The 25,053-nt window shown below is 30.5% G+C and carries 27 protein-coding genes and 3 tRNA genes; 22 read left to right on the top strand and 8 right to left on the bottom strand.

Features of this window, described 5'->3' with window-relative positions; all coding sequences use genetic code 11:
* Position 1 precedes the first annotated feature (1 nt).
* Positions 2 to 1,105, top strand: a complete 1,104-nt coding sequence (locus M9C80_03690; GenBank protein ID URQ69051.1) for a CoA transferase — start codon at positions 2 to 4, stop codon at positions 1,103 to 1,105.
* Here the strand turns inward: M9C80_03690 and M9C80_03685 are convergent.
* Complete coding sequence (locus M9C80_03685) at positions 1,098 to 1,892, bottom strand: TatD family hydrolase (GenBank protein URQ69050.1); 795 nt, start codon at positions 1,890 to 1,892, stop codon at positions 1,098 to 1,100. The genes M9C80_03690 and M9C80_03685 overlap by 8 nt on opposite strands.
* Positions 1,893 to 1,934: 42 nt before the next feature.
* On the opposite strand from M9C80_03685, the gene M9C80_03680 reads away from it, so the two are divergent.
* The 8 genes from M9C80_03680 to M9C80_03645 are packed head-to-tail and all read left to right on the top strand — an operon-like array spanning position 1,935 to position 9,301.
* Positions 1,935 to 2,777, top strand: coding sequence for a thioesterase family protein (locus tag M9C80_03680; GenBank protein URQ69049.1), 843 nt, complete (start codon positions 1,935 to 1,937; stop codon positions 2,775 to 2,777).
* A 20-nt stretch (positions 2,778 to 2,797) separates the two neighbouring features.
* Positions 2,798 to 3,649 carry a MoxR family ATPase gene (locus M9C80_03675; GenBank protein ID URQ69048.1) on the top strand — a complete coding sequence of 284 codons (852 nt, stop codon included), beginning with the start codon at positions 2,798 to 2,800 and terminating at the stop codon, positions 3,647 to 3,649.
* Entirely contained in the window at positions 3,649 to 4,824 is a 1,176-nt protein-coding gene (locus tag M9C80_03670) for a VWA domain-containing protein (GenBank protein URQ69047.1), read from the top strand. The genes M9C80_03675 and M9C80_03670 overlap by 1 nt, the downstream gene beginning before the upstream one ends.
* Entirely contained in the window at positions 4,821 to 6,158 is a 1,338-nt protein-coding gene (locus M9C80_03665; GenBank protein URQ69046.1) for a hypothetical protein, read from the top strand. Before M9C80_03670 ends, M9C80_03665 begins: the two co-directional genes overlap by 4 nt.
* A 3-nt stretch (positions 6,159 to 6,161) precedes the next feature.
* Positions 6,162 to 7,073 carry an ABC transporter ATP-binding protein gene (locus M9C80_03660; GenBank protein URQ69045.1) on the top strand — a complete coding sequence of 304 codons (912 nt, stop codon included), beginning with the start codon at positions 6,162 to 6,164 and terminating at the stop codon, positions 7,071 to 7,073.
* 1 nt (position 7,074) lies between these two features.
* Positions 7,075 to 7,854 (top strand): ABC transporter permease, encoded by a 780-nt coding sequence (locus tag M9C80_03655; GenBank protein ID URQ69044.1) that lies wholly within the window; start codon positions 7,075 to 7,077, stop codon positions 7,852 to 7,854.
* Positions 7,851 to 8,573 carry a 7-cyano-7-deazaguanine reductase gene (locus M9C80_03650; protein ID URQ69043.1) on the top strand — a complete coding sequence of 241 codons (723 nt, stop codon included), beginning with the start codon at positions 7,851 to 7,853 and terminating at the stop codon, positions 8,571 to 8,573. The genes M9C80_03655 and M9C80_03650 overlap by 4 nt, the downstream gene beginning before the upstream one ends.
* A gap of 5 nt (positions 8,574 to 8,578) precedes the next feature.
* Positions 8,579 to 9,301: a class I SAM-dependent methyltransferase gene (locus tag M9C80_03645; GenBank protein URQ69042.1), complete on the top strand. Its 723-nt coding sequence runs from the start codon at positions 8,579 to 8,581 to the stop codon at positions 9,299 to 9,301.
* Here M9C80_03645 and M9C80_03640 read toward each other — a convergent pair.
* Positions 9,298 to 9,891 carry a class I SAM-dependent methyltransferase gene (locus tag M9C80_03640; GenBank protein URQ69041.1) on the bottom strand — a complete coding sequence of 198 codons (594 nt, stop codon included), beginning with the start codon at positions 9,889 to 9,891 and terminating at the stop codon, positions 9,298 to 9,300. The genes M9C80_03645 and M9C80_03640 overlap by 4 nt on opposite strands.
* Positions 9,892 to 9,939: 48 nt before the next feature.
* Here M9C80_03640 and M9C80_03635 point away from each other — a divergent pair.
* From M9C80_03635 to M9C80_03620, 4 genes are all read left to right on the top strand, one after another.
* Positions 9,940 to 10,024 (top strand) — tRNA-Ser (locus M9C80_03635).
* A gap of 65 nt (positions 10,025 to 10,089) precedes the next feature.
* Complete coding sequence (locus M9C80_03630; protein URQ69040.1) at positions 10,090 to 10,302, top strand: hypothetical protein; 213 nt, start codon at positions 10,090 to 10,092, stop codon at positions 10,300 to 10,302.
* A gap of 264 nt (positions 10,303 to 10,566) precedes the next feature.
* Positions 10,567 to 11,436 carry a DMT family transporter gene (locus M9C80_03625; protein ID URQ69039.1) on the top strand — a complete coding sequence of 290 codons (870 nt, stop codon included), beginning with the start codon at positions 10,567 to 10,569 and terminating at the stop codon, positions 11,434 to 11,436.
* A gap of 5 nt (positions 11,437 to 11,441) precedes the next feature.
* Positions 11,442 to 11,792 carry a rhodanese-like domain-containing protein gene (locus tag M9C80_03620; GenBank protein URQ69038.1) on the top strand — a complete coding sequence of 117 codons (351 nt, stop codon included), beginning with the start codon at positions 11,442 to 11,444 and terminating at the stop codon, positions 11,790 to 11,792.
* Between the two features lie 10 nt (positions 11,793 to 11,802).
* Here the strand turns inward: M9C80_03620 and M9C80_03615 are convergent.
* Positions 11,803 to 11,879 (bottom strand) — tRNA-Arg (locus M9C80_03615).
* A gap of 85 nt (positions 11,880 to 11,964) precedes the next feature.
* Between M9C80_03615 and M9C80_03610 the strand changes: the two genes are divergently transcribed.
* The 7 genes from M9C80_03610 to M9C80_03580 are packed head-to-tail and all read left to right on the top strand — an operon-like array spanning position 11,965 to position 19,163.
* Positions 11,965 to 14,121, top strand: coding sequence for a DUF3604 domain-containing protein (locus M9C80_03610; GenBank protein ID URQ69037.1), 2,157 nt, complete (start codon positions 11,965 to 11,967; stop codon positions 14,119 to 14,121).
* Positions 14,122 to 14,130: 9 nt separating this feature from the next.
* The gene (locus M9C80_03605) at positions 14,131 to 14,925 is read left to right on the top strand and encodes a peptidyl-prolyl cis-trans isomerase (GenBank protein URQ69036.1); all 795 of its coding nucleotides are present in this window, start codon (positions 14,131 to 14,133) and stop codon (positions 14,923 to 14,925) included.
* Between the two features lies 1 nt (position 14,926).
* Positions 14,927 to 15,874 carry a HupE/UreJ family protein gene (locus M9C80_03600; protein ID URQ69035.1) on the top strand — a complete coding sequence of 316 codons (948 nt, stop codon included), beginning with the start codon at positions 14,927 to 14,929 and terminating at the stop codon, positions 15,872 to 15,874.
* A 22-nt stretch (positions 15,875 to 15,896) separates the two neighbouring features.
* A complete protein-coding gene (gene coaBC / locus M9C80_03595) occupies positions 15,897 to 17,114 on the top strand; it encodes a bifunctional phosphopantothenoylcysteine decarboxylase/phosphopantothenate--cysteine ligase CoaBC (protein ID URQ69034.1) in 1,218 nt (405 codons plus the stop codon).
* Entirely contained in the window at positions 17,098 to 17,913 is an 816-nt protein-coding gene (panB, locus tag M9C80_03590) for a 3-methyl-2-oxobutanoate hydroxymethyltransferase (protein URQ69033.1), read from the top strand. The genes coaBC and panB overlap by 17 nt, the downstream gene beginning before the upstream one ends.
* A gap of 2 nt (positions 17,914 to 17,915) precedes the next feature.
* The gene (gene panC / locus M9C80_03585; GenBank protein ID URQ69032.1) at positions 17,916 to 18,728 is read left to right on the top strand and encodes a pantoate--beta-alanine ligase; all 813 of its coding nucleotides are present in this window, start codon (positions 17,916 to 17,918) and stop codon (positions 18,726 to 18,728) included.
* A 45-nt stretch (positions 18,729 to 18,773) separates the two neighbouring features.
* Positions 18,774 to 19,163 (top strand): aspartate 1-decarboxylase, encoded by a 390-nt coding sequence (locus M9C80_03580; protein URQ69031.1) that lies wholly within the window; start codon positions 18,774 to 18,776, stop codon positions 19,161 to 19,163.
* Between the two features lie 140 nt (positions 19,164 to 19,303).
* Here the strand turns inward: M9C80_03580 and M9C80_03575 are convergent.
* A tRNA-Arg gene (locus M9C80_03575) sits at positions 19,304 to 19,380 on the bottom strand.
* A gap of 3 nt (positions 19,381 to 19,383) precedes the next feature.
* Positions 19,384 to 19,557: a Trm112 family protein gene (locus M9C80_03570; protein URQ69030.1), complete on the bottom strand. Its 174-nt coding sequence runs from the start codon at positions 19,555 to 19,557 to the stop codon at positions 19,384 to 19,386.
* A 68-nt stretch (positions 19,558 to 19,625) separates the two neighbouring features.
* Here M9C80_03570 and cofE point away from each other — a divergent pair, with 68 nt between their 5' ends.
* Both cofE and M9C80_03560 read left to right on the top strand, forming a co-directional pair.
* Positions 19,626 to 20,387 carry a coenzyme F420-0:L-glutamate ligase gene (gene cofE, locus M9C80_03565; GenBank protein ID URQ69029.1) on the top strand — a complete coding sequence of 254 codons (762 nt, stop codon included), beginning with the start codon at positions 19,626 to 19,628 and terminating at the stop codon, positions 20,385 to 20,387.
* Between the two features lie 20 nt (positions 20,388 to 20,407).
* Positions 20,408 to 21,469, top strand: coding sequence for a pyridoxine 5'-phosphate synthase (locus M9C80_03560; GenBank protein ID URQ69028.1), 1,062 nt, complete (start codon positions 20,408 to 20,410; stop codon positions 21,467 to 21,469).
* A gap of 1 nt (position 21,470) precedes the next feature.
* Here M9C80_03560 and rnt read toward each other — a convergent pair whose 3' ends face one another.
* From rnt to metG, 3 genes are read right to left on the bottom strand one after another with little or no spacing between them, the layout of a single operon-like run.
* Positions 21,471 to 22,052, bottom strand: coding sequence for a ribonuclease T (gene rnt, locus M9C80_03555; GenBank protein URQ69027.1), 582 nt, complete (start codon positions 22,050 to 22,052; stop codon positions 21,471 to 21,473).
* A complete protein-coding gene (locus M9C80_03550) occupies positions 22,039 to 23,079 on the bottom strand; it encodes an NAD(P)/FAD-dependent oxidoreductase (protein URQ70199.1) in 1,041 nt (346 codons plus the stop codon). Before M9C80_03550 ends, rnt begins: the two co-directional genes overlap by 14 nt.
* The gene (gene metG, locus M9C80_03545; protein ID URQ69026.1) at positions 23,076 to 25,031 is read right to left on the bottom strand and encodes a methionine--tRNA ligase; all 1,956 of its coding nucleotides are present in this window, start codon (positions 25,029 to 25,031) and stop codon (positions 23,076 to 23,078) included. The genes M9C80_03550 and metG overlap by 4 nt, the downstream gene beginning before the upstream one ends.
* Positions 25,032 to 25,053: the final 22 nt, after the last annotated feature.

Genomic DNA, 25,053 nt, shown 5'->3' with positions numbered 1-25,053 from the left:
TATGGGTCCTTTAGATGGAATAAAAGTTTTAGAATTTTCTGGTATTGGTCCAGGACCTTTTTGCGGAATGATCTTAGCTGATCTTGGTGCTGATGTTATTAGACTTAGCAAGGATACTCAAAAAGGATATGGTAATGTAAAAGACGTTCATAATAGGTCTAAAAAGACAATAACAGCAGATCTTAAAAATCCTAAAGTCGTAGAAGAAATAAAAAAATTAATGCAACAAATGGATGTAGTATTTGAAGGTTTTAGACCTGGCGTAATGGAGAAGTTAGGAATTGGTCCTGAAGAATGTCTAAAAATAAATCCAAAGCTTATATATGGACGTATGACAGGTTGGGGTCAAAAAGGCCCTTTATCAAAAACGGCAGGACATGATATAAATTACATAAGCATTGCTGGCGTTTTAAACTCTATCGGGAGAAGGGATTCAAATCCAATCGCTCCTTTGAATTTGATTGGAGATTATGGTGGTGGTGGTATGTATCTTGCTGTTGGAATACTATCGGCATATATCAATCGTTTAAAAACTGGCGAAGGTCAAATAATCGATTCAGCAATGGTTGATGGAAGTCTTTCATTGATGTCTTTTTTCTACTCGTTAAAGCAAATGGATCATTGGAAAAACGATAGAGAATCTAATTTGTTAGACGGGGCAGCACATTTTTATGATACTTATGAATGTGCAGACAATAAATTTATAGCTGTTGGCTGCCTTGAGCAAGAGTTCTATGAAATTTTTTTGACTAAATTAGAAATTAATAATAAAAAATTCCATGATCGTATGAATAGCGCATTATGGGAAGAACTTAAAGAAATAATTTCAAAAAAAATAAAATCAAAAACTAGAAATCAATGGGAGGAAATTTTTAAAAATACAGATGCATGTGTTAGTCCTGTTCTAGATATGGATGAGGCAATAAAACATCCTCATAATTCATCCAGGGATGCATTTATTGAGATTGATAATTTCATTCAACCAAACGCTTCTCCTAGATTTTCAAATACTCCATTAAAAATTAAACATAATGCAAAAATTATTGGTTCAGATAACGACTCAGTCTGTTCAGAGTATCAATTAGATAAAAATCTCTTTAGCTAAAAAAATCCATACTATTTTTATATGTTTTAGCATGTATTTCTTCTAGTGGTATATCCATGAGATAGGAAATTTCTTTTGCAATATGAGTTAAATAACATGGTTCATTTCTATTATTTTTAGTTTTAATAGTTAGATTTTTAGGAATCAAATACGGACAATCAGTTTCAATCATTAATTTATCTATTGGAATATCTTTTATACTTGTTCTTAGTTCTTGATTTCTTTTTTTATCGCATATCCACCCAGTTAAACCAATATTTAATCCAAGGTCCAAATAATCATTTAGTTGAGATTTAGTGCCGGTAAAACAATGAACAACACCTTTATTAATACTTTTGGAGTATTTATGCAAAATTTTCATAAAATCTTTGTGAGAATCTCTTTGGTGAAGATATAAAGGCAAATCATTTTCAATTGATAATTTTATTTGCTCCTCAAATGCAAAAGATTGATCTTCATAGCTTGAGAAATTTCTAAAGTAGTCTAAGCCAATTTCACCAATAGCATGAGGATTCATTTTTCTTATATATTCATCAATAACTACTATGGTTTTTTTATTTACCTCTTTTGCATTGTGAGGATGAATGCCAATGGTAAAAAATGTTTTATCATTGTGCTCATGATAAATGTTATAAACTTTTTCGATATCATCGATAGATGAACAAGTTATTAAAAATTTTTTAACATTATTTTCTAACGCTCTGCTTATAACCTGATCTAAATCTTTATCAAATTTGCTACTACTAAAATTACAAGCTATATCAAATAGTGGATTCATATTAATCATAATATTTTATTAATTTTAATTATGAACTAAAATCATTTAATCATGAATAAATTTGATCAATTTCAAAGTGCTATCGAACTTCAAATTTTTGATGATACCTCATTTACGATTATTCCAGATAGTAGGTACTTTGTAGGCAATACACCACATGGCGGCTATCTCACAGCTTTGATGCATAAGGCTCTAACATCACTTTTACCCCATAGCGTTGCAATCAGCTCATCTGTTCAATTTCTTGATCGAATTGATACTGAGGAAATAAAACTAATAGGGGAAGTTTTTAGACTTAGCAAAGGCTCATCATCTGGCATCATTAAATTAATGCAAAATAATAAGATATGTGCAACTTTTATAGGAACGTGTTCTGATTTTGAATATATGAAAGGTATCAATGATCTTATTACAGAACTTCCAGAAATCTTTAATTCAGTAGAATCCAATAAATACCAAACAATGAATTATGACAAAATATCCAAAGGTTTCACTCCATCTTTTGTTAAACAACTTAATTGTGAGGTCCATCCTGATCATGCTTGGTGGAACAGAAATGAACACTCAAAAAATAATGAGGCCAGATGTTCAGCTTTTTTAGAGATGGATGGTGGAATTCCTGATCAATTTTGTTTATCTTTTTATTCTGATATTGTACCGCCTGTAGTAACAAATAAATACGGCCCATTAGGATGGGTCCCAACAATAACTTTAACAACACATATTCGACAGATCCCAACTACACAAAAACTCTTTGCAGATTTTAAAGCATCTGAAATTAACAAAGGTTATTTTGAACAAAATGGAAATATATGGGATTTAAATAAAAATTTAGTTGCTTCAAGCCGTCAACTAACTAGAATACTAAAATCAGAAGAGAAAATAGTAATCTAAACTTTTAATAAGGATATTAAATGCAATTTAAAGGTACAAAAAATTATATATCAACAGATGACTTAAGCATGGCAGTAAATGCTGCAATGTCATTAGAAAGACCTTTGTTGATTAAAGGAGAACCAGGAACAGGCAAAACACTTTTAGCCATTGAGGTTGCTGCAGCTTTAGATATGGAGCTTATAGAGTGGCATATAAAATCAACTACAAAAGCATCACAGGGTTTATATGAATACGATGCAGTTACCAGACTTAGAGATTCTCAGTTAGGTGACGAAAGAGTTAAAGATATTGCAAATTATATAAAGAAAGGTAAGTTATGGGAGGCTTTTACATCAGATAAACAGGTTGTTCTTTTAATTGATGAAATTGATAAAGCTGATATTGAATTTCCGAATGATTTACTTCAAGAGTTAGATCGCATGGAATTTTACTGTTATGAAACGGGTGAAACCATTAAGGCAAAACATAGACCTCTTATAATAATGACATCAAATAATGAAAAAGAATTGCCTGACGCCTTTTTGAGAAGATGTTTTTTTCATTATATTCAATTTCCAGACCGAGAAACAATGAATAAAATTGTTGCTGTGCATTATCCTAAAATTAAGAAAAAACTAGTTAATGAATCGCTCGAAATATTTTTTGATTTAAGAAAGATTCCAGGTCTCAAAAAGAAGCCTTCAACATCAGAATTAATAGATTGGTTAAAACTTTTATTATCAGATGATATGCCAGATGAAATTTTAAAGAATGCTGATACTTCAAAAGCTATTCCTCCTTTATATGGAGCATTACTCAAAAATGAACAAGATGTTCAGTTATTAGAACGCCTTGCATTCATGTCAAGAAGAGATACTTCTAGTAAATAGTGTTAATAAATCTTTTTCAAACTATTCGTTCTTCAGGTGTTCCTTGCACATTAAGAGAACTCTTAGACTTATTAGGTGCTCTTGAAAAAAATATGATTTACGCAAACATTGACGATTTTTATTTTCTCTCCAGAGCAATTCTAGTCAAAGATGAAAAACACTATGATAAGTTTGATAAAGCATTCGATATATATTTTAAAGGAATTGAAAAACTTGAAGATATATTTCAAGCACTTATTCCAGAGGATTGGTTAAGAAAAGCATTTGAAAAAGAATTAGATCCTGAAGAGTTGAAAAAAATCAAATCATTAGGAGGGTTAGAAAAATTATTAGATGAATTTAAAAAAAGATTAAATGAGCAAAAAGACCGTCATGAGGGTGGGAATAAATGGGTTGGAACAAACGGGACTTCACCTTTCGGTCATGGTGGTCAAAATCCTGAAGGTATTCGAGTTGGTGGACCAGGCGGACAAAAAAAAGCTGTAAAAATTTGGGAACAAAGACAATATTCAAATCTTGATGATTCAATAGTAATAGGAATAAGAGACATACAAATGGCATTAAGAAGATTAAGAAAATTTGCAAGACAAGGAGGGGATTTAGAGTTAGATATGGATAACACTATAAAGTCTACAGCTAAAAATGCAGGATATCTGGATATTCACATGATTCCAGAAAGATCAAACTCAGTTAAAGTTATTGTGTTGTTTGACGTTGGTGGATCGATGGATCCATACATACGATTATGTGAAGAGCTATTTTCTGCTATTAAAACAGAATTTAAATATTTAGAATATTTTTATTTTCATAATTGTATATATGAATCAATATGGAAAGATAATCGCAGAAGATCTCAAGAAAGATTTTTAGTTCATGATCTTATAAATAAATATACATCTGACTATAAAGTTATCATTGTTGGGGATGCTACTATGGCGCCATACGAAATTACAAATGCTGGCGGAAGCATTGAACACTGGAATGAGGAACCAGGTCATTTATGGATAAAAAGACTATCAGATCACTTCGAAAATATGGCTTGGTTAAATCCTGTTCCAGATGATCATTGGGATTACACCTCTTCAATATGTATACTTAGGGACTTATTAGAAAAAAGAATGTATCCACTTACACTTAAAGGGCTTGAAGAGGGTATGTCGGAGTTATCGAAATGAATACATCAATAACAAAAACAGGCATTAAATGGGGTTTATTTACTTTCAGAATACCATTTGTTCATTTTAAATTTAGAGCTGGTGAATTTTTACAGGGTTTAGTAATTTCTGGCTCAACCGCATTTGCAGCAGTTCCAATTGCTATGGGCTTGGGCTTAACCTTTGAAGAGGGCGTAGCATTAAGTTTAGTAGCAGGTTTCTTGATTGGAGCTGGACCAATTTTTTTTGGTGAGCCTATGGCACCTGGTTGGGTAACACCTGCAGTACCAATAGTAATTGCAGCTTTTGCTACAAAGGGCCAATTTGATGGTGTATATAGGATTGAAACGTTCCAGTTTATGGCGGCAATGTGTATAGAATTTACTATACTTTTATTTGTATTAGGTATTACAGGTTGGGGTAAAAAATTAGTAAATATAATTCCAAATGGTTTAAAATCTGGGATAATTTTAGGTGCTGCATTGGCGGCTTTCTATCAAGTTTTTGTAACAGATTTTGACAAATACCTTTTGCAACCAATTTCAATGACTGTTGCTATAGCATTATGTATTATTACAACATTTTCTGATCCTTTTAAAAATTTAACCACGAAATATAATTTCTTAAAAAAAATTAGTTCTTTAGGTTTATTACCAGGTTTTGTAATTGCTGGATTTATTGCTTTCATATTGAATGAAGTGACATTTGATATTGAATGGGGATTTAAAGTTCCTGACGTTGTCTCATTATTTAATCGAACTTCACCACTTGTAATTGGTCTACCAAGCTTGAGTTTGTTTTTAGAAGCCTTGCCACTTGTAATCATTGGTTATACTCTTTTGTTTGGAGACTTAATCACGGCTGCTGAAGTTTTAAAGGATGCACAAAAGAATCGATCAGACGAAATCCTTGATATTAACCAAACTAGATCACATTTATCGATTGCAATTAGAAATTTCTTAGCTCTTTTAATCAATCCTTTTTTTCCAACACAAGGAGCATTGTGGACTGGTGTTCATGTTGTGGTAGCAGAAAGATGGAAAAAAGGTAAAAGCGAAATGCCCTCTATTTTTGATGGCCTCGGATCATACTATTTAATGGGAATACCTTTTTTATATTTTGTACTGCCAGTCATAACCTTGATGAAACCATTAATGCAAATGGCTTTGTCGTTAACTTTAGTCCTTACTGGTTTTGCTTGTGCATACATAGCTATATCAATAGCCAAAAAAACAACCGAAATGGCGTCGGCGCTTTTAATAGCTTTATTCATAACTTTCTTTAGCGCATGGATAGGGTTATTAGTAGGCATAATTTTAAGTATCTTCGTCATTGGTTTAGATAAAAAAAATTAAATCATGGTAAACGCACTAGAGTTAACCAACTTAAAAAAAACATATCCAGGAGGAACAAAAGCTCTCAAAGGGATTGATCTCAAAGTTGAAGAAGGAGATTTCTATGCCTTACTTGGTCCTAATGGGGCTGGAAAATCTTCAACTATTGGCATTATAGGATCATTAGTAACAAAAACAGACGGTACCGTAAAAATTTTTGGAATCGATCCAGAAGACAATCAAGCATTAGCAAAAAAAATGCTTGGTGTTGTATCACAAGAAATAAACTTTTCTCAATTTGAGAAAGTAATTGACATTGTTATTACCCAAGCAGGGTTTTATGGAATACCAAGATATATTGCTGATCCAAAAACGGAATCAATTTTAAAAAGATTAGGACTATGGGACAAAAGAAATGATCAAGCAAGAACTTTATCGGGTGGCTACAAAAGAAGGTTAATGATAGCAAAAGCTTTAATTCATGAACCTAAGTTATTAATTTTAGATGAGCCGACAGCTGGTGTAGACATAGAGCTTCGCAGAGAGATGTGGTCGTTTCTTAAAGAAATAAATGCAAATGGAACAACTATAATTTTAACTACTCATTATTTAGAAGAGGCGGAACAACTTTGCAGAAATATCGGAATTATTGATCATGGTGAAATCGTTGAAAATACAACCATGAAGGATTTACTGGGTAGACTTAATGTTCAAGGGTTTGTTTTTGACCTAGAAGAGCCCTTGGATTCTATTCCTAAAATAGATGGATATCCTCTAAAGTTACTAGATAATTCAACACTTGTTGCTGCAATTGATAAAAGTAACTCTATAAATGACCTTTTTGATGAATTTACTAAGTTAAACATTAAAGTTAAATCTATGAGAAATGAAGCAAATCGTTTGGAAGAATTATTTATTAATATGGTTAAAAAATAAAATGAATAATGATTATAAAAATTCAGTTGCCTTATGGACACTTACTATAAAAGAAATAAGGCGATTCTTAAGAATTTGGATTCAAACCTTAGTTCCACCAGCCGTTACAATGTCGTTATATTTTGTAATATTTGGTTCTTTGATTGGCCCTAGAATCGGAACAATGGATGGTTTTGATTATGTACAATTTATGATCCCTGGTTTAATTATGATGTCAGTTATAACAAACTCTTACGCAAATGTCGTTTCATCTTTTTATTCAGTAAAGTTTCAGAGATCAATTGAGGAATTATTAATATCTCCAATGCCATCATGGACAATTCTACTGGGATTTATTTTAGGTGGAGTAACTAGAGGTTGTATTGTTGGTTTTATTGTATTTTTAGTTAGTTTAATTTTTTATCCAAGTTTTAATGTTTCTAATCCACTTTTAACCTTAATGGTTCTATTTCTTACATCTGTATTGTTTTCTTTAATGGGTTTTGTAAATGCAATATATGCTGATAGTTTTGATGATATATCAGTTATACCAACATTCGTATTAACTCCATTAATTTACTTAGGTGGTGTCTTTTATTCCATTAATATTCTTCCAGACTTTTGGAGATCAGTCTCAATGGCAAATCCAATGTTATACGTTGTAAATACATTTAGAGAGGGTATGCTTGGAGTCAGCGACGTTTCTATTTCCTTTTCTATTTTTATGATTTGTTTTTTTATAATTATACTAAGTGGCTTGTGTTTATATTTACTTAAAAAAGGAATAGGCATAAGAGAATGACAAGATTATATTTAGGCAAGAATACCTCAAAAAGCAATCGGAATAATAAAATAAAGCTTGATAGAATTGAAAGAAAAAAATCATCAATTAAATATGGCATAGACATCTGGAATTCTTATGAATTTTTTTATTTGAATGAAAAAGGTGAGCCAGAATCTAGCATTTTAGAAATAATAATACCTTGTTTGTCTGAAGCAACCGTTGAATCTAAATCTTTGAAATTATATTTAAATAGCTTTCATGATCAATCATTCAAAAGTAAAAAAGAAATCATTAAATGCCTTAAAACAAATCTTAATAATATTACTTGCTCAAAGGTAAAGATAAATTTTAAAGAAAGATTTAATAAACCACCGAAATCTATAGATATACAAAAATCTAGTATTAAGTATTCAAAATATAACAGCACTTTGTGTTTTAAATCTTTTAGATCAATCTGTCCTGTTACATCTCAGCCAGATTTTGCAACTGTATATGTTTATTCAAGTGCTCAAATAGATATTTCCTGGCTAAAAGATTACTTATCTTCTTACAAGGACAATGGTGAATTCCATGAAGAATGTATTGAAAACATCTTTAATGATATAAAAAATAAATACAATCCAAAAAAACTTCAAGTTTACGGGAGATTTCTTAGAAGAGGGGGTATAGACATAAATCCATTGAGATCCTCGCACAAAAAATTTATATTCAGTAATCATAGAGAATATAATCAATAATACTTATGGTATGCTGCAAAGTCTGTAAAAGCCGAAATACTAAGCATATAGGCTCTAAAAATAATTGTTTAATACATAGATGTCTTGATTGCTCTTTAGTATTTGTTGATCCTTTACCTTCAGATGAAGAATTAGATTTTTTCTATAATAATTATCATAAATCTGATCAATACAATAAAAAATTTAAATCAAAAATAAGAAAAACAAAATTTAGATTATTTTTTCTAAAGTTTTTCTTATCAGGTAGAGATTTTATTGATATTGGTTGTAATCAAGGCTATGCAGTTGAAGCAGCAAGACAAATGAAATTTAATGCTTGTGGCAGTGATGTTGATAATGAAGCAATAGATAAAGCTTCAAAAGACTTCCCTGATTGTACTTTTTTTCAAAATTCAATTGAAGAAATTGCAGATAAGGATAAAAAATATGATCTCATATATTGCAGTGAGGTTATTGAACACGTAAAAGACCCCGTCAGTTTCACAAAATCATTAAAAAAAATACTAAAACCTAAAGGTATTATTTTTCTTACGACTCCAGACATAGACCATAAAAGTCTACCAAAAGATAAGTCCTCTCTGTTTGAAACTAATTTTATAAGGCCACCTGAGCATCTATATTATTTTACAATTCAATCTATTGAACTTCTTTTTAGAAATAATAAATTAAGTAAAAATAGATTTTTAAAAACAGGCAGCCCTTCGATTAAACTAATTGCTCGCCATTAAAATATTTTTTGTATGTAATGATCAAATGTATATTTTGTTCTTAAGAAAGCATAAATAAAAATATCGAGTGGATTTTTAATTTTCCATGTTTTAAATCCTACTCTTGTTGACCTTAAAGTGGGGAACCTATACAACGGTCCAAAATACTCACTTAACTTTGCATCCCACCACTCTCTAGAATGAAGAGTACAATGTGCATTTGTTCCGTCTGCCAAGATTAATTCTGCTGGCGCGGTATCAATTATTATTATTGCATCATTTGCTACCTGAGACATTTCACTAAGTAAATCATGAAGCTCATTTTCTGGAACATGTTCTAAAACATCAATATTTATTAGTAAATCATATTTTTTAGTTGGTTTTACTTTAAATTCGTCAATAGCAGGATCATACTTAAAAGTATCTTTAAATTTAAAGTTTTTTGAGATTTCATCTAAAAGATTTCCTTTACCACAGCCAAAATCAATTACAGAATTAGGTTTTAAGATATGTATATTTGGTAACAATAATCGTAGGTTTTTAACAGATGTACTCCCATAACTTTTTTGAAGATGAGCTTTTTGGTACATTTTATTTAGTTCTTCACTCATTAGGATATTATCCCATATTTGAATATTAAAAATATATAATATTAGTATGGAAGGTTGGCAGAGCGGTAATGCAGCACCTTGGAAAGGTGTCGTCGGCAACGACGCGTGGGTTCGATTCCCTCACCTTCCGCCACTTATTCAAGCGTAAGAAATAACGTTTTTCTTGACTACTGTATAAATATACAGTAATATTTCGAAATGAATAACGTAATACAACTTAATATAACTAATTCTATAATAGAGTCTTTAGAGCAATCTGTTGATAAATCATCAACAAAAAAAACATTAGCCTTTAAATATTTTAATAACAGCATTGATGATCTTGATTCGTATTTGAAGAATCTTAATGTCTCAGATTTTGAATCAAATGTTTATCAAGAACCTGTCAAACAACTAGAATTTACCTTTTAAATTTATCTTTTAAAAGTTCTTTATTTCCAACCAAGTATGTATATAATTTAGTTGGGTGTCTCATTTATTAATTTTTTAAGGGGATTGATAAATGTTTTATTATTACCCTGTAAAAGGAGGTGGTCCTATTAGTATTAACATTAATTCAGGAAACGGAGGATATGCCTTTTGACACAAGGCAGATAGTAAGTTTTCGACTATTTAACGTCTTACTTATTAAGATTTTTAGATAGTTTTAAACCCCCATCTAGGGGGTTTTTTATTATGAAAATAAAGTACTGGATTCTATTAACTTTTCTTGGCGCTATATGGGGAAGTGCATTCATGTTCGTGAAAATTGCTACACCAGAATTTGGACCATTCTTAACAACAAATTTAAGGTTATTTTTTGCTAGTATTATTTTTTTACCCTTTTTACTCAAAAAAAAATATTTATCTCTTTTCAAAACGACATGGAAATATTCTCTCATATACGGATGTATACACAATGCAATACCTTTTACCCTTTTTTCTTATGCCAGTCTTGAATCAGATTCAAATATGCTCGCTATTCTTAATTCAACTACAGCATTTATTACTATGCTGATTGCTTATGTATGGTTAAAGGAAAAAATAAAATTAATTCAAATTTTTGGACTAATCATTGGCTTTTGTGGAGTTGTTGTTGTTGTTAATCCAGATAATTCAAATATATCCAATCAATCAATCTTAATGTGTTTGGTTGCTGCATCTTTATATGCTTTTTCTAATGTCTTCATTCAAAAAAGGTCAGCTAATGTAAATATATTTGTTATTGTTGGATGGTCAATAATATTTAGTACTTTAGTATTAGCACCTTTGTCATTTGTTACATTACCAACAACAATGCCAAGTTATAATGCTATCTTGTCAACTTTATGGCTTGGTTCAATTTCGACTGGTCTAGCGTTCTTTGGCTATATTTACTTAATAAATAATATTGGTGCAGTAAAAACTTCTACAGTTGCATATTTTTTACCTTTATTTGGAATATTATGGGGATATATATTTTTAAATGAAATTATCACTGTTTATGCTTTTTTAGGTTGTATCATGATTCTTTTTGGTATCTTTTTTGCAACCATGCATAAAGTTAAATCTTTAAAGGAGATTTAAAAATTTTGTCTATATTATCGTTTAATGATGCTAAGAAGATAATAGATTATGAAGAACATCTGATTGTTGATGTAAGAGAGGAGTCTGAGTTAATTGAGACAGGGATTATTAAAAATGCCATTCATATACCTTTATCAAGTATAGAAAATTTTTTTATTAATCTTCAAACATCTAACACTAATATTAATAGCGATACTTATATTTTAATTTATTGTGCAGTTGGCATTAGATCTGGAATTGCCGCTGAAAGACTAAAAATAAAAGGGTTTTCAAATGTTTTTAATATCGGTGGTTTCGATAATTGGATAAATGGTGGTGGAATCATAAAAAACTATAATAACTCTTTGATTAAGTAATTTTTTTTAGTGGTGCGCCCGGGAAGATTCGAACTCCCGACCCCTTGGTTCGAAGCCAAGTACTCTATCCAGCTGAGCTACAGGCGCAAAGTTTATTTTTATTTTAAACGATAATTAAAATTTCAAAGAATTTTTTAAATTAAAATGATAAAATAGAAATTGGGGAAACATAATGAAACTACTTTTAAAATCTTTTAAATATCTATTTTTTTTAGTTATAGTATTTTTCTTGGTTGTATTTCTTGCAGCTTATATGGATGTTTACAATAAAAGACCATTTGTGAATTTTATCAAAAATATTCAATGGGAATCATCACAAGAAATAATAGATTTTTCATTAAATAATAAACCAATAAATGATTCAAAGCCTCAACCTAATCCTAACAAAAATCCATATTTTGGTGACTTACATGTCCATACAAAATACTCTTTTGATGCTTATGTTTTTGGTGTAACTGCATCACCTGATGACGCATATAATTATGCAAAAGGCGAAGGTATATATCATCCTCTAGGGTATGAGATGAAATTAAAAGAACCACTTGATTTTTATTCGGTAACAGATCATGGTTTTTATATGGGAATGATTCAAGCGTATGCAGATACAACCACAGAGATTTCTCAAAATGATTTTGCAAAACCTTTCCATAATATAAACAGACCAGAGAATATAACAGTCGAATCTTTTGGTGAAAGAACAAATATATTTAGTTCAGTTCTTGGGGCATCGATTATTAATCCATATCCTTGGTGGCACCCCAAGGTCTTCAGAGCCTGGCTATCTTCAAATACCCAATTAGCCTTGCAATCTTTTGATTATGATATACATAAGTCAGCATGGGCAGATATAGCAAGATCAGCTGAGGAACATAATGATCCAGGAAATTTTACAACTTTCTTGGGTTATGAGTTCACAACTTCTACAGATACTGAAGGTGGAAATCTGCACAGAAATGTTATTTTTGAAGGATCAAAAGGACCATTGAGACCTTGGACAAGAATTGATTCCCTTAATCCAGAAGATCTTTGGGATTGGATGGATGATTTGAGAGATAAAGGAGTAGATTCTGTCTCAATTCCCCATAATGGCAATGGCTCAAATGGAAATATGTTTGAAATGGAAACGTTTGGGGGTAATGCAATTAATAGACAATATTCGCAACAACGTATGAGAAACGAACCTTTGGTCGAGGTAACTCAAGTAAAGGGTACTTCAGAAGCTCATCCCTTATTATCTCCTGATGATGAATGGGCAGATTTTGAAATTATGGATAAAAGAGTCGGTAGTAGACCACCAACATACAGTATTCCTCAGGGTGGATATGTTCGAGAAGCATATTTAAGAGGATTGTCATTAGAGTGGACCAACCAAGGCAATCCTTATAAGTTTGGTTTGATTGGTTCAACTGATACACATACTGGAGCTGGCGCATTTGATGAATCTAATTACTGGTCAAAAGTTGGTCTATTAGATGGCGCACCAGAAACAAGAGGTACCGTTCCTTTGTCTCAAAGTAATATTGAAATGATGGAAGGATTTGTGGAGGAGTTTAATCAACCTTTGCTTCTTCTTGAAAGGGAACAGGGCACTTACAGTGATGTTGGATTTGATCAATGGGGCGCATCTGGATTAGCTGCTGTTTGGGCTGAAGAAAATACTAGAGATTCAATATTTAAGGCATTTAAAAATAAAGAAACATTTGCAACATCTGGATCAAGAATTCTTGTAAGATTTTTTGGTGGTTTTAACTTAAGTGATATAGATTTAAATTCAAGTGAACTAATATCAAATGCTTATAAAAAAGCTGTACCAATGGGATCAGATTTAATGAATAGTAATGATAATTCACCTGACTTCCTTGTATGGGCACAGAGAGATAAAAATGGTGCGCCGCTTCAAAGAGTTCAGATTGTTAAGGGATGGATCGATATGAATAGTGCAACACCATATGAAAAAGTTTTTGATGTTGTTTGTTCGGATGGTTTAGATGTAGATCCTGTAACAAATCGTTGTCCTGACAATGGCGCTAGAGTTGATATAAACACATGTAAAATATCATCAGATGTCGGAGCTGCAGAACTCAAAACTATATGGAAAGATCCGGAATTTGATCCTGCTGCTAAATCTTTCTACTATGTTAGAGTGCTTGAAAATCCAACTTGTAGATGGTCAACATGGGATGCGATTAAGGCTGGCTATAAGCCCAGATCTGATTTGCATAAAACAATTCAAGAGAGAGCTTGGTCTTCTCCAATTTGGTATATACCTGGAGCTCAAGACTTGAATATCATTCCTTTAGGTGGATCAATATCCTTAAGATCTGATTAAAATAATAAAATGAAATCAAGAATTTCAATTTTCTTTTTAATCGGATTATTATTATTCGCTTTAGATTATATTTTTAATACCGATGACGATTCAAATGTTATTTATATAAGTGATCAAGAAGCTCTGAGTTTAATAAGTTCCTGGAAAAATCAAGTAGGAAGAGACCCTAGTGATGTTGAACTTGTAAAAATAATTAATAACTTCATTGATGAAGAAATTCTCTATAGAGAAGCAATTAAATTAAATTTAGACAAGGATGACAGAATTATCAAAAGAAGACTTGCTCAAAAAATTACATTTTTAAAAAAAGATTCTATTAAATATTCTGATCAAGATTTAGTAAATTTTTACAATGTTAACAAGAACGTCTATTACGTTAATGATTTGTACTCTTTTAAGCATTACTATTTTTCTGATAATAAAGATCCAATAAAAAGAGCTTTAGATGCAAAAGCTTCCTTAGAGTCTAAAAAAATAAATATTATTTCCGATCCTTATATTATTGGCAACGAATTTAGCTTTTCGAGTAAAGATGAAATAATCAAAAACTTTGGTACTGAATTTTTTGAATCATTTCTTTATTTATCTCTAAGGCAATGGTCAGAACCTATTAAATCAGAATTTGGATATCATCTGGTTTTTATCGAAAGTTATTCCAAAGGCTTTCAGCCAACATATGAACAAGTAAAAAATAAAGTTATAAACGACTATCTTATTAAAAAAAAGGATGAAGAGGTTAATAGGTACTTGTCAGATCTAAAAAAAGACTATGAAGTAATCATCAATCCCAACTTAAAATTCTAGAATGCTCAAAAAAATAATTATCACCTTATTTTTAAGCACAAATATTTTATCTCATGAATTTAACCCACCACAGTTACTAATAAATGAAGTAACAGATATACCTAATAGTTATGATGTCAAATGGGTAAATCCTTTAGGCTCAACGAGTATTCCAAAAATTATATTACCCACCGAATGCATTCAAAATGAGTTTAAAAATTATAATAATTTTAAAAACACAATTTCAGAATTTAGAATTAATTGTGAAAAATCTCTTAAGGGAGAATTTATAGAAATAAAGGATCTGGATATTCTCAGTGATGCCATTGTTTCTATTAAATTTCTTGATAACAGTATTTTTGAGTCATTTCTTAGCGTTAATAGAGCAAAAATTGAAATACCATATGATAAGCAAATATATCCTTTAGCATACTTATACTTAGGATTTGATCATTTATTAAATGGCCTAGATCACATTGTATTCTTAATATGTTTATTATTTATTGTATTTGGATGGTTTAATTTATTAAAAGTAATAACATCTTTTACTATAGCTCATAGTATTACACTGGCAATTTCAGTATTAGATATATTTACTATTAGTCAAAATTTAATTGAAGCTTTGATAGCTCTTACAATAATTTTTGTCTCTTTAGACGTTGTCTCAAAAAATAAAAAAACTTTTCCTTGGTATTATGCATTTGGATTTGGTCTTTTGCATGGATTTGGCTTTTCAGGTGCTTTATTAGATATAGGTATAAATAACAATAATTTAATAATGTCTCTGTTATTTTTTAATATTGGTATTGAAATTGGCCAACTAGCTATTATTTTAATACCTTTGCTGCTCATATACTTTCTTAAAAACAATAAATTTTTAAATAACCTTAAATTTTGTATTGGTTACACTGTAGGTGGAATTAGCTTCTATTGGTTTATCGAGAGGGTAATTGGTATTATTCATATTTGAAATTAAAAATGTAAATAGTAATATGCAAATTTTTTATAAAAAAAATGTTCTGCTTTGTGTTACAGGAGGTATTGCTGCTTATAAATCAGCAGAAATAACAAGATTATTCAAAAAAGAAGGTGCTGATGTAAGAATAATAATGACAGAATCTTCAAAAGAATTTATAACACCATTAACTTTACAAGCAGTTTCAGGTAATCAAATTCATGATTCACTGCTCGATGAAAAAGCTGAAGCAGGTATGGGACATATTGAGCTTGCAAAATGGGCTGATATCCTTCTTGTTGCTCCATGTACAGCAGAAACATTATCAAAAATAAACCAAGGTAGGGCAGATGACCTTCTTGGTACTGTAATTTTAGCTACAAAAGCAAATATTTTTATTGCTCCTGCAATGAATATGAATATGTGGTTAGACCCAACAACGCAATCAAATTATGAACAACTTCAATCAAAGAAAGTATTTTTTATTGGTCCTGACATAGGGGATCAGGCATGTGGAGATGTTGGTCCTGGAAGGCTTGTTGAGCCAGAAAAAATATTAAACGAGATAAGTAACTCTATTAATACAGGTGAATTATCAGGCAAAACAGTTAATATAACCGCTGGCCCCACTCGAGAAAAGCTTGATCCAGTAAGGTATATTTCAAATAATAGCTCTGGAAAAATGGGGTATGCACTTGCACAGGCTGCAATTGAAGCTGGAGCTAATGTAAACTTAATAAGTGGTCCTGTAACTTTAGAAGTAAATAAGAATATTAACCTTATAAAAATTAACACAGCAAAAGAAATGTTAGATCAAGTCCTTAAAGTAATGAAAGACGACGATCTTTTTATAGGATGTGCTGCAGTGTCTGACTATAGACCTAAAAATTATTCCGTAGAAAAATTGAAGAAAAATTCAAAAGAAATATTTAATTTAAAATTGGAAAAAAATGATGATATTCTTTCTAATGTTTCAAAAAATTATCCAAATTCTTTTGTGGTTGGCTTTGCAGCAGAAACTGAAAATATTGAAGAAAATTCTCGTAAAAAATTAACAGAAAAAAATTTAAATATGATTATAAGTAATGATGTTTCTAACAAATCAATTGGTTTTGATTCAGATGATAACGAAGTTACTATATATACTGAAAATGAGAAAATTTTAATTGAAAAAGATACTAAATTTAAAGTTGCCCAAAAAATAATAAATGAAATAGTAAATAAAATTAATATAAAAGATGTCATCTCAAACTAATAAAAAAAATATTACAATTTCAACTCTAAATGAGATGAAGAAAAATGGTCAAAAATTCACTTGTTTAACGTCATATGAGTCTACTTTAACAAATAGAATTTCCAAGGCAGGTGTAGACATAGTCTTAGTTGGTGATAGTTTAGGTATGGTAATTCAAGGCCATGACAGTACTCTACCGGTTACTATGGATCAATTAATATATCATCTTGAATGTGTTGTGAGAGGCAATATAAATTCTCACATCATGGCAGATATGCCATTTATGAGTTATTCAACTGATGATCTTGGTTTTGAAAATGCAACAAGACTTATGCAGGCAGGTGCCCATTCTATAAAAATTGAAGGTGGTGAGTGGATAACAAAAATGGCATCTATGCTATCTGATCGAGGAATACCAATATGCGCTCACATGGGTTTAACCCCTCAATCAATAAATCGTATTGGAGGATATTTTGTACAAGGAAGAGACACATCAGAACATGAAAAAATATTAAAAGAAGCTATTGAACTCGAGAAAGCTGGTGCAGCAATGCTCTTGCTAGAATGTGTACCAGATAATCTTGCTAATAAAATTACGAAGGAACTAAAAATACCTGTTATCGGAATTGGTGCTGGCTCAAAAACTGATGGTCAGGTAATGGTGGTTCATGACATGTTAGGAATATCATGTTTAGATGAAACACCAAAATTTGTAAAAAATTTTATGAAAGAAGCTCAATCTATTGATGAGGCTTTTGAATTATATGTATCGCAAGTTAAAAATGGTGAATTTCCTGCCAAAGAACATACTTTCTTTTAAAATTGCAAATTATCAAAGAAAAAGTCGAAATTTTAGATTATCTCAAAGATAATATTGATATTACTTATATCCCTACTATGGGTAATTTACACAAGGGTCATGTATCTCTTTTAAAAAAAGGACTAGAAATTGGTAAACCTATATTAGTATCTATATTTATAAACCCACTACAGTTTAATGATGCAAGTGATTATAAAAATTACCCTATAACGCTTGAGAAAGATATTGAAATATTAAAAGAAAGTAAATGTGATTGTTTATATATTCCAGATAAGTCAATATTAAATGATATTAAAGAAATTAAAGCGTCTAAAAAATCGCAATACTTATGCGGTCACCATAGGCCAGGACACTTTGATGGAGTTCTAACTATATTAAATAAATTTTTTATTTTGTTAAAACCTTCACATGTTATTTTTGGCCTTAAGGATTTTCAACAATATATGCTGGTAAAAGAATTCATTAAAACTACTAATAGTGCTATTGATATTATAGGTGTAGAAACTGAAAGGGATGAAAATGGCTTAGCGCTGTCATCAAGAAATGGACTACTATCACAGAAAGATTTAAATAAAGCATCATTAATATACAAAACTCTTTTGGATATAAAAAATAATTCTAATAATCTTTCATATGATTTCTTAAATTCAAAAAAAAATTTTTTAATACAGGAGGGTTTTGAAATTGATTACTTAGAATCATGCAATGAAAAAACTCTTCAGACATCTTACAGTGCAAATAATCATTCAATCATTGTTGCAATTGCTGCAAGAATTGGCGGAATAAGGTTAATTGACAATATTAGATTAAATTAACAATAATTTGATATTATTTGTTATTTATTTATACTTCTCAACATTATGAAAAAGACATTACTTGTATCTAAGCTTCATAGAATAAATGTAACTCAAGTTGAGCTAGATTATGAAGGCTCTTGTGCAGTTGATCAAAGTTTTCTTGAAGCAGCTGGTATGCAAGAATATCAGCAAGTAGAGGTTTATAATGTCACTAATGGAGAAAGGTTTTCAACGTACTTAATTTTAGCTGAGGCAGGATCTAAAACTCTTTCTGTTAATGGTGCTGCAGCGCATAAGGTTACATTAGGTGACGTGCTTATAATATGTACATATGGTCAATTTGATGAAGTAGAATCCAGTTCCCATAAACCTACGTTAGTATATTTTGATAAAGGTAATAATATAACTGGTATAAAAAATTCAATACCACAGCAAAAACTAAAATCAGTTTAAAAGTATACAACTCCAATCACATATCCCGAAAATATAAAACACATAGACCAAACAGGATATGTAGTGCAAAACTCATATAAGTTATTCATATAATTTTTCATACACATTAATATAGCAATTTACATGCCAAATTCTTAAAATGGCGCGCCCGGAGAGATTCGAACTCCCGACCCCTTGGTTCGTAGCCAAGTACTCTATCCAGCTGAGCTACGGGCGCCTTTTATTTAATTTTGCGGGCTTCATCGGGAAGCATGATTGGAATACCGTCTTTTATTGGGTAAGCTAGGCCTGCATCCTCAGATAATAGTTCATTAGTCTCTTTGTTATATGACAATGGCTTTTTTGATATTGGACATACCAAAACTTCTAGTAATTTATCATCTAATAATGTCATAATTCGAAAGTATACATTATTGAAATACCACATTAAATATATTTATAAAACAGTAAAATCTCTTATTCATGAATCAGATATACATCCAGGGTTTGAAAGATATCCCATTAGTTAAAAAAGGTGATGATCTTGGGGCACTAATTGAAGAATCTGTAATGCGAAACAATATTTGTATTGAAGATGGAGATGTAATATTGATTGCTCAAAAGATAGTCTCCAAATCCGAAAATAGATATGTAGATTTAAAAAATATAAATCCATCACAAAAAGCAACTAATATCGCTAAACAGCTTAAAAAAGATCCTAGGCTAGTTCAAACTATTCTTGATGAGTCAAAAAAAATTATAAGTATTGAAAAAGGAGTAATTATAGTTGAACATCAATTAGGCATCATAAATATTAATGCTGGCATTGATAAATCTAATATCTCTGAAAATGAAGATATTGTATTATTACTACCTAAAAATCCATCAAAAAGCTCTGAGTTAATACATAGTCATTTATCAAATGTATTTAACAAAAATATTTCTATTATAATTACTGATTCAATGACAAGGCCTTTTAGATACGGTATCACTAATTTTGCAATTGCAAGTACAAATATTCAAAGTATCATTGATATGACTGGTAACAGAGATATTTATAATAAACCTTTAAGTTGTACCGAAATTGCTATTGCAGATGAACTAGCCTGCGCCGCAGGGCTGATAATGGGTCAAACTAATGAACTAATGCCAGTTGTATTAATCAAAGGGTTTAATAAATCTGAATATGAAACCAATGACGCAATTAATTTAGTTGTTAATGAAAGGAATGATCTGTATAGATAATTTAATGCAATATAAATATTATGAATTTAAGTATTAATCTAAATAAAATAGCCTTATTGAGAAATGCTAGAGGCGAGAATGTTCCAAGTCTTGAAGAGTACGCATATAAAGCAATAAAATTAGGTGTTGATGGTTTAACATTGCACCCAAGGCCTGACCACAGGCATGCTACATGCAATGATGTTATTTCTCTATCAAAAATATGTAAAGAAAAAAAAGTCGAGTTTAATTTAGAAGGAAATCCATTTTCAAATAAAAAAAATGATTTTATTGGATTTATTGATTTAGTTGAGATTGTTTTGCCTGACCAGATAACTCTTGTACCTGACGAGCCTAATCAGGTTACATCGGACCATGGTTGGATCAAAGGAGAGCATGATATTGAATTAAAAAAAATAATTAAAATCATAAAAAAAGTTTCTCCAAAATCAAGAATAAGTTTATTTATTGATCTACTTAACAAAGACGAACCGAACTATCAATCTATAGATTACGCTATTGAAGTTGGAGCAGATACAATTGAGATTCATACCGGTCAATTTGCAATTAGTATTAAAAATAAAGATCACAGTATCCTTAAGCATTTAAAAGACTTTATTAATTACGCATCTAGAAAAAATTTAAATATTAATGCAGGACATGATTTAAATTTATTTAATCTATCAGAGTTAATAAGGATTGGTAATGTAGGAGAGGTTTCAATTGGCCACGCTATAATCACTGACTCCTTGAAATATGGCTTCGAAGATACTATAAATAGATATATAAACTTAATTAAGAAACTAAAACAACAAATTAAAGATAACGATATATTAATATACATGAAAGGTACTCCATATGAACCTAGATGTGGTTTTTCAGCTAGAACTGTTCAAGCATTAATTGAATGTGAAGCACAATTTTCATATGTTGATGTTTTGGAGAATGATGATATTAGATCGACCTTGCCCCAAGTTTCTGATTGGCCAACATTTCCTCAGGTCTTTGTCGAAGGAGATCTGATTGGCGGAGCTGATATAGTTACTCAGATGCATGAAAATGGAGAACTAAAAAAGCTTATTCAAAATATTTCATCGAAATAACTTATTGATATTTATTTATAATTTTACAAAATACTTTAGCAGTAACTTCTGAGTCATAAGCTGCTGAGTGAGCTTCTTTAGAGTCATAATCAATTCCCAAACTTTCACAAATTTTTGCTAAAACTGTTTGATTCGTCTCTAGTGCACCAAGTGAAACAGTATCAAATACTGAAAATGAGTGAAATGGCGATTTTTTTATATTATTTCTTTCAACAGCCTTTTTTAAAAAGCTATGATCAAAATGAGCATTGTGTCCAACTAATATAGCTCTGGAACATTCATATTTATTCTTTGTTTTATTAATTATTTTAAATAAATCTTGGATTGCTTCAGTTTCTGATACTGCATTTCGGAGAGGATGATCCAGATTAATTTTAGTAAATTCTAATGATTCTGCTTCAACAATAGATCCTTGAAAAGGTTCTATATGGTATCGATGTGTTTCACCAACACACAATTCACCGCAATCTTCGTTAATTAAGGTTATTGCAATTTCAAGAATTGCATTTATTTCTGGATCAAAACCACCTGTTTCAAGGTCCACAACAACTGGTAAATATTTTCTAAATCTATTTTTTAACACCAAGCTTTTCTTGTAATTTTGAATTGGAGGTAGTGTATCCAAATGGAACTCTCTCGCCGGGATAAATTCTTTTGTAAGCTTTTTGGACAGCTAGAGTGGTTTCATGAAAGCCAGACAATATTAAATCTAGTTTGCCTGGATAATCATTAATATCACCAACTGCAAAAATACCGTCTTTGTTTGTTTGAAAGTCTTCAGTATTAACCTTAATTTTTTTTTCATTTAAATCAATACCCCATTCAAGTATTGGACCTAGTTTTTTATTAAGTCCAAAAAGAAATAAAAGCTCATCTGCTTTATGAGACTCTATTTCATTTGTATCAAAATTTTTTAATGTGACTGAATTAACTTTTTCATTTCCTTCAATAGAATTTATTAAATAAGGTGTTAACAACTTAACTTTTTTCTTGCTTACAAGCTTTCGCATTTGCTCCTCAGTGTGTTGGGCTCCTCTAAATGCATCTCTTCTGTGAACTAATGAAATTGATTTAGCAATTTTAGACAATTCAACAGTCCAATCTAGTGCAGAGTCGCCACCACCAAATATGAATACATCTTTATTTTCATATTTTTCAACTGAGCGAACAGCGTATTCCACTCCTTTATTAACAAATTTATCAGGATTATCAATATTTGGAGGTCTACGTGGTTCAAATGAACCGGCTCCTGCAGCAATAAATATATTTTTTGATAACAACTTATTATCTTTCGTTGTTATAACTTCCCAATATTTATCATTATCAATATCTACTTCTCTAATCGAGTCAACTCGTTCTGAAAGATGAAGTATATAATCAAATGGTTTAATTTGTTCGAGAAGGGCATTTACATGATCTTGAGCAGTCTGAAAAGGTACTCCTGGAATATCATATATAGGTTTTTCAGGATAAAGTTCAGCACATTGACCTCCTGGTTTGTCTAGATTATCAATAAGAGTGCAGTTTAATCCAAGAAGTCCAGCTTCAAATACTGTAAATAATCCAACTGGGCCAGCACCTATAATTATGATGTCAGTTTTACTCATTATCTAACTTTCATTCCTGGCTCTGCACCTTTATCAGGAGATACTAAATATATATTGTTATCTTTACTTGATGCTAATACCATTCCCTCAGATACTCCAAATTTCATTTTACGAGGTTCTAAATTGTTAACTAGAACAACAAGTTTATTTGTTAATTGCTCAGGTTCATAAGCATTTTTTATACCTGCAAATACTTTTCTTGATCCTAATTCACCAACATCTAAATGCAGTTGAAGTAATTTATCAGCACCCTCAACATGTTCAGCTTTTATTATTTTAGCTACTCTTAAATCAACAGCAGCAAAATGATCAATATTTATTAAGTTTATATTATCCATATTTTCTTCCTCAGGAATTATTATGTGTTCAAGCCTATTTAGCAACGGTTTATAGTTATTTATATGGCCAGATAATCTTTCATCAATATCATTGAAAGATGATATTTTTGTATTTAAAAATTTAAATGCATCATTAGTTAGATTGGGTATTATAGGATGGAGATAAACAGATAATATTTTAAAAGCATTTAAAGATGTTGAACTTACTATAAGAGCATCCTTAAGATCCAATTTCCATGGTTTTTCGTCGTTTATATATTTATTTACATTATCAGCTAATTCCATAATTATTCTAACTAGTTTTGAATACTGTTTTGATTCATACAGATCTAAAATATCTTCTTTCATCAGCAATAAATTATCTATGATTTTTTGATTAATATTTTCAGAGACTACATTATCATTTTTCTTTATAAAAGAAGCTGACCGGGAAGCGATATTTAAATATTTACCAACTAGATCTGAATTTATTCTCTGAGTATAATCATCAAAATTTAGATCAATATCCTCAACTTTGTTATTTAACTTTGCCGCAAAATAGTATCTTAATGTTTCTGGATTTGTAATATTAGCAAAATCCTTTGCCAAAATACCTGTTCCTTTAGACTTGGACATTTTTTCACCATTAATGGTTAAAAAACCATGGACATTTATTCCATTAGGTAATTTATAACCTCCAGAACTTAACAAAGCAGGCCAAAAAAGACCATGAAAATAAGCAATATCTTTACCTATAAAATGATAAATCTCGTAATTTGATTTTTCAGACCATAAATCAACCATTTTTAAATTATTATTATCAGCCCAATTCAAAATGGATGCTAAATATCCAATTGGTGCATCAAGCCAAACATAAAAATATTTATCTATTTCATCTGGTATTTTAAAACCAAAATATGGCGCATCCCTTGATATATCCCATTTTTTTAAATCATCATCAAGCCACTCATTTAGCTTGTTTTTAATTGATGTTTGTAATTCAACATTTTTAATAAACTCTTTAAGCATTTCTTTTTTTTGAGGTAAATCAAAAAAAATATGATCACTTTTTTTTCTTACAGGAACAGAGTTTGAAATTATAGAAATTGGATTCTTCAAATCAAGAATGTCATATGAAGCTCCACAAACACCACAATTATCGCCATGTTGATCTTCAGCACCACATTTTGGACAAGTTCCCTTAATAAACCTATCAGAAAGAAACATTTCTTCTTTTTCATCAAAGTACTGTTCAACACTTGATTTAGATATTAAATTATTCTTTTTAGCGCTTTCATATATTTGTTCTGAAAATTGTTTATTTTCATCACTGTGAGTAGTGTAATAATTATTAAAATTTATACTATAAAGATCATAAGTGCTTTTATGATCTTCTAGGACATCAGCTATTAATTCTTCAGGTTTTATACCAAGTTCGTTTGCTTTTAGCATTACTGGAGTACCATGTGTATCATCAGCACAAAAAAAGTAGCATTTGTTACCGTTAAAGTTTTGAAATCTGGACCATATGTCTGTCTGAACAGCTTCCAACATATGTCCAAGATGCAAAGGCGCATTCGCATACGGTAGCGCTTGTGTAATTAAAATATTTCTAGATTTAACTGTAGGAGTGTTCATATATTATCTGTATTATATGTGA

Source organism: SAR86 cluster bacterium (genome assembly GCA_023703615.1).
Lineage (GTDB): Bacteria > Pseudomonadota > Gammaproteobacteria > Magnimaribacterales > D2472 > MED-G85.
This window is presented reverse-complemented; position numbering and strand designations above follow the sequence as displayed.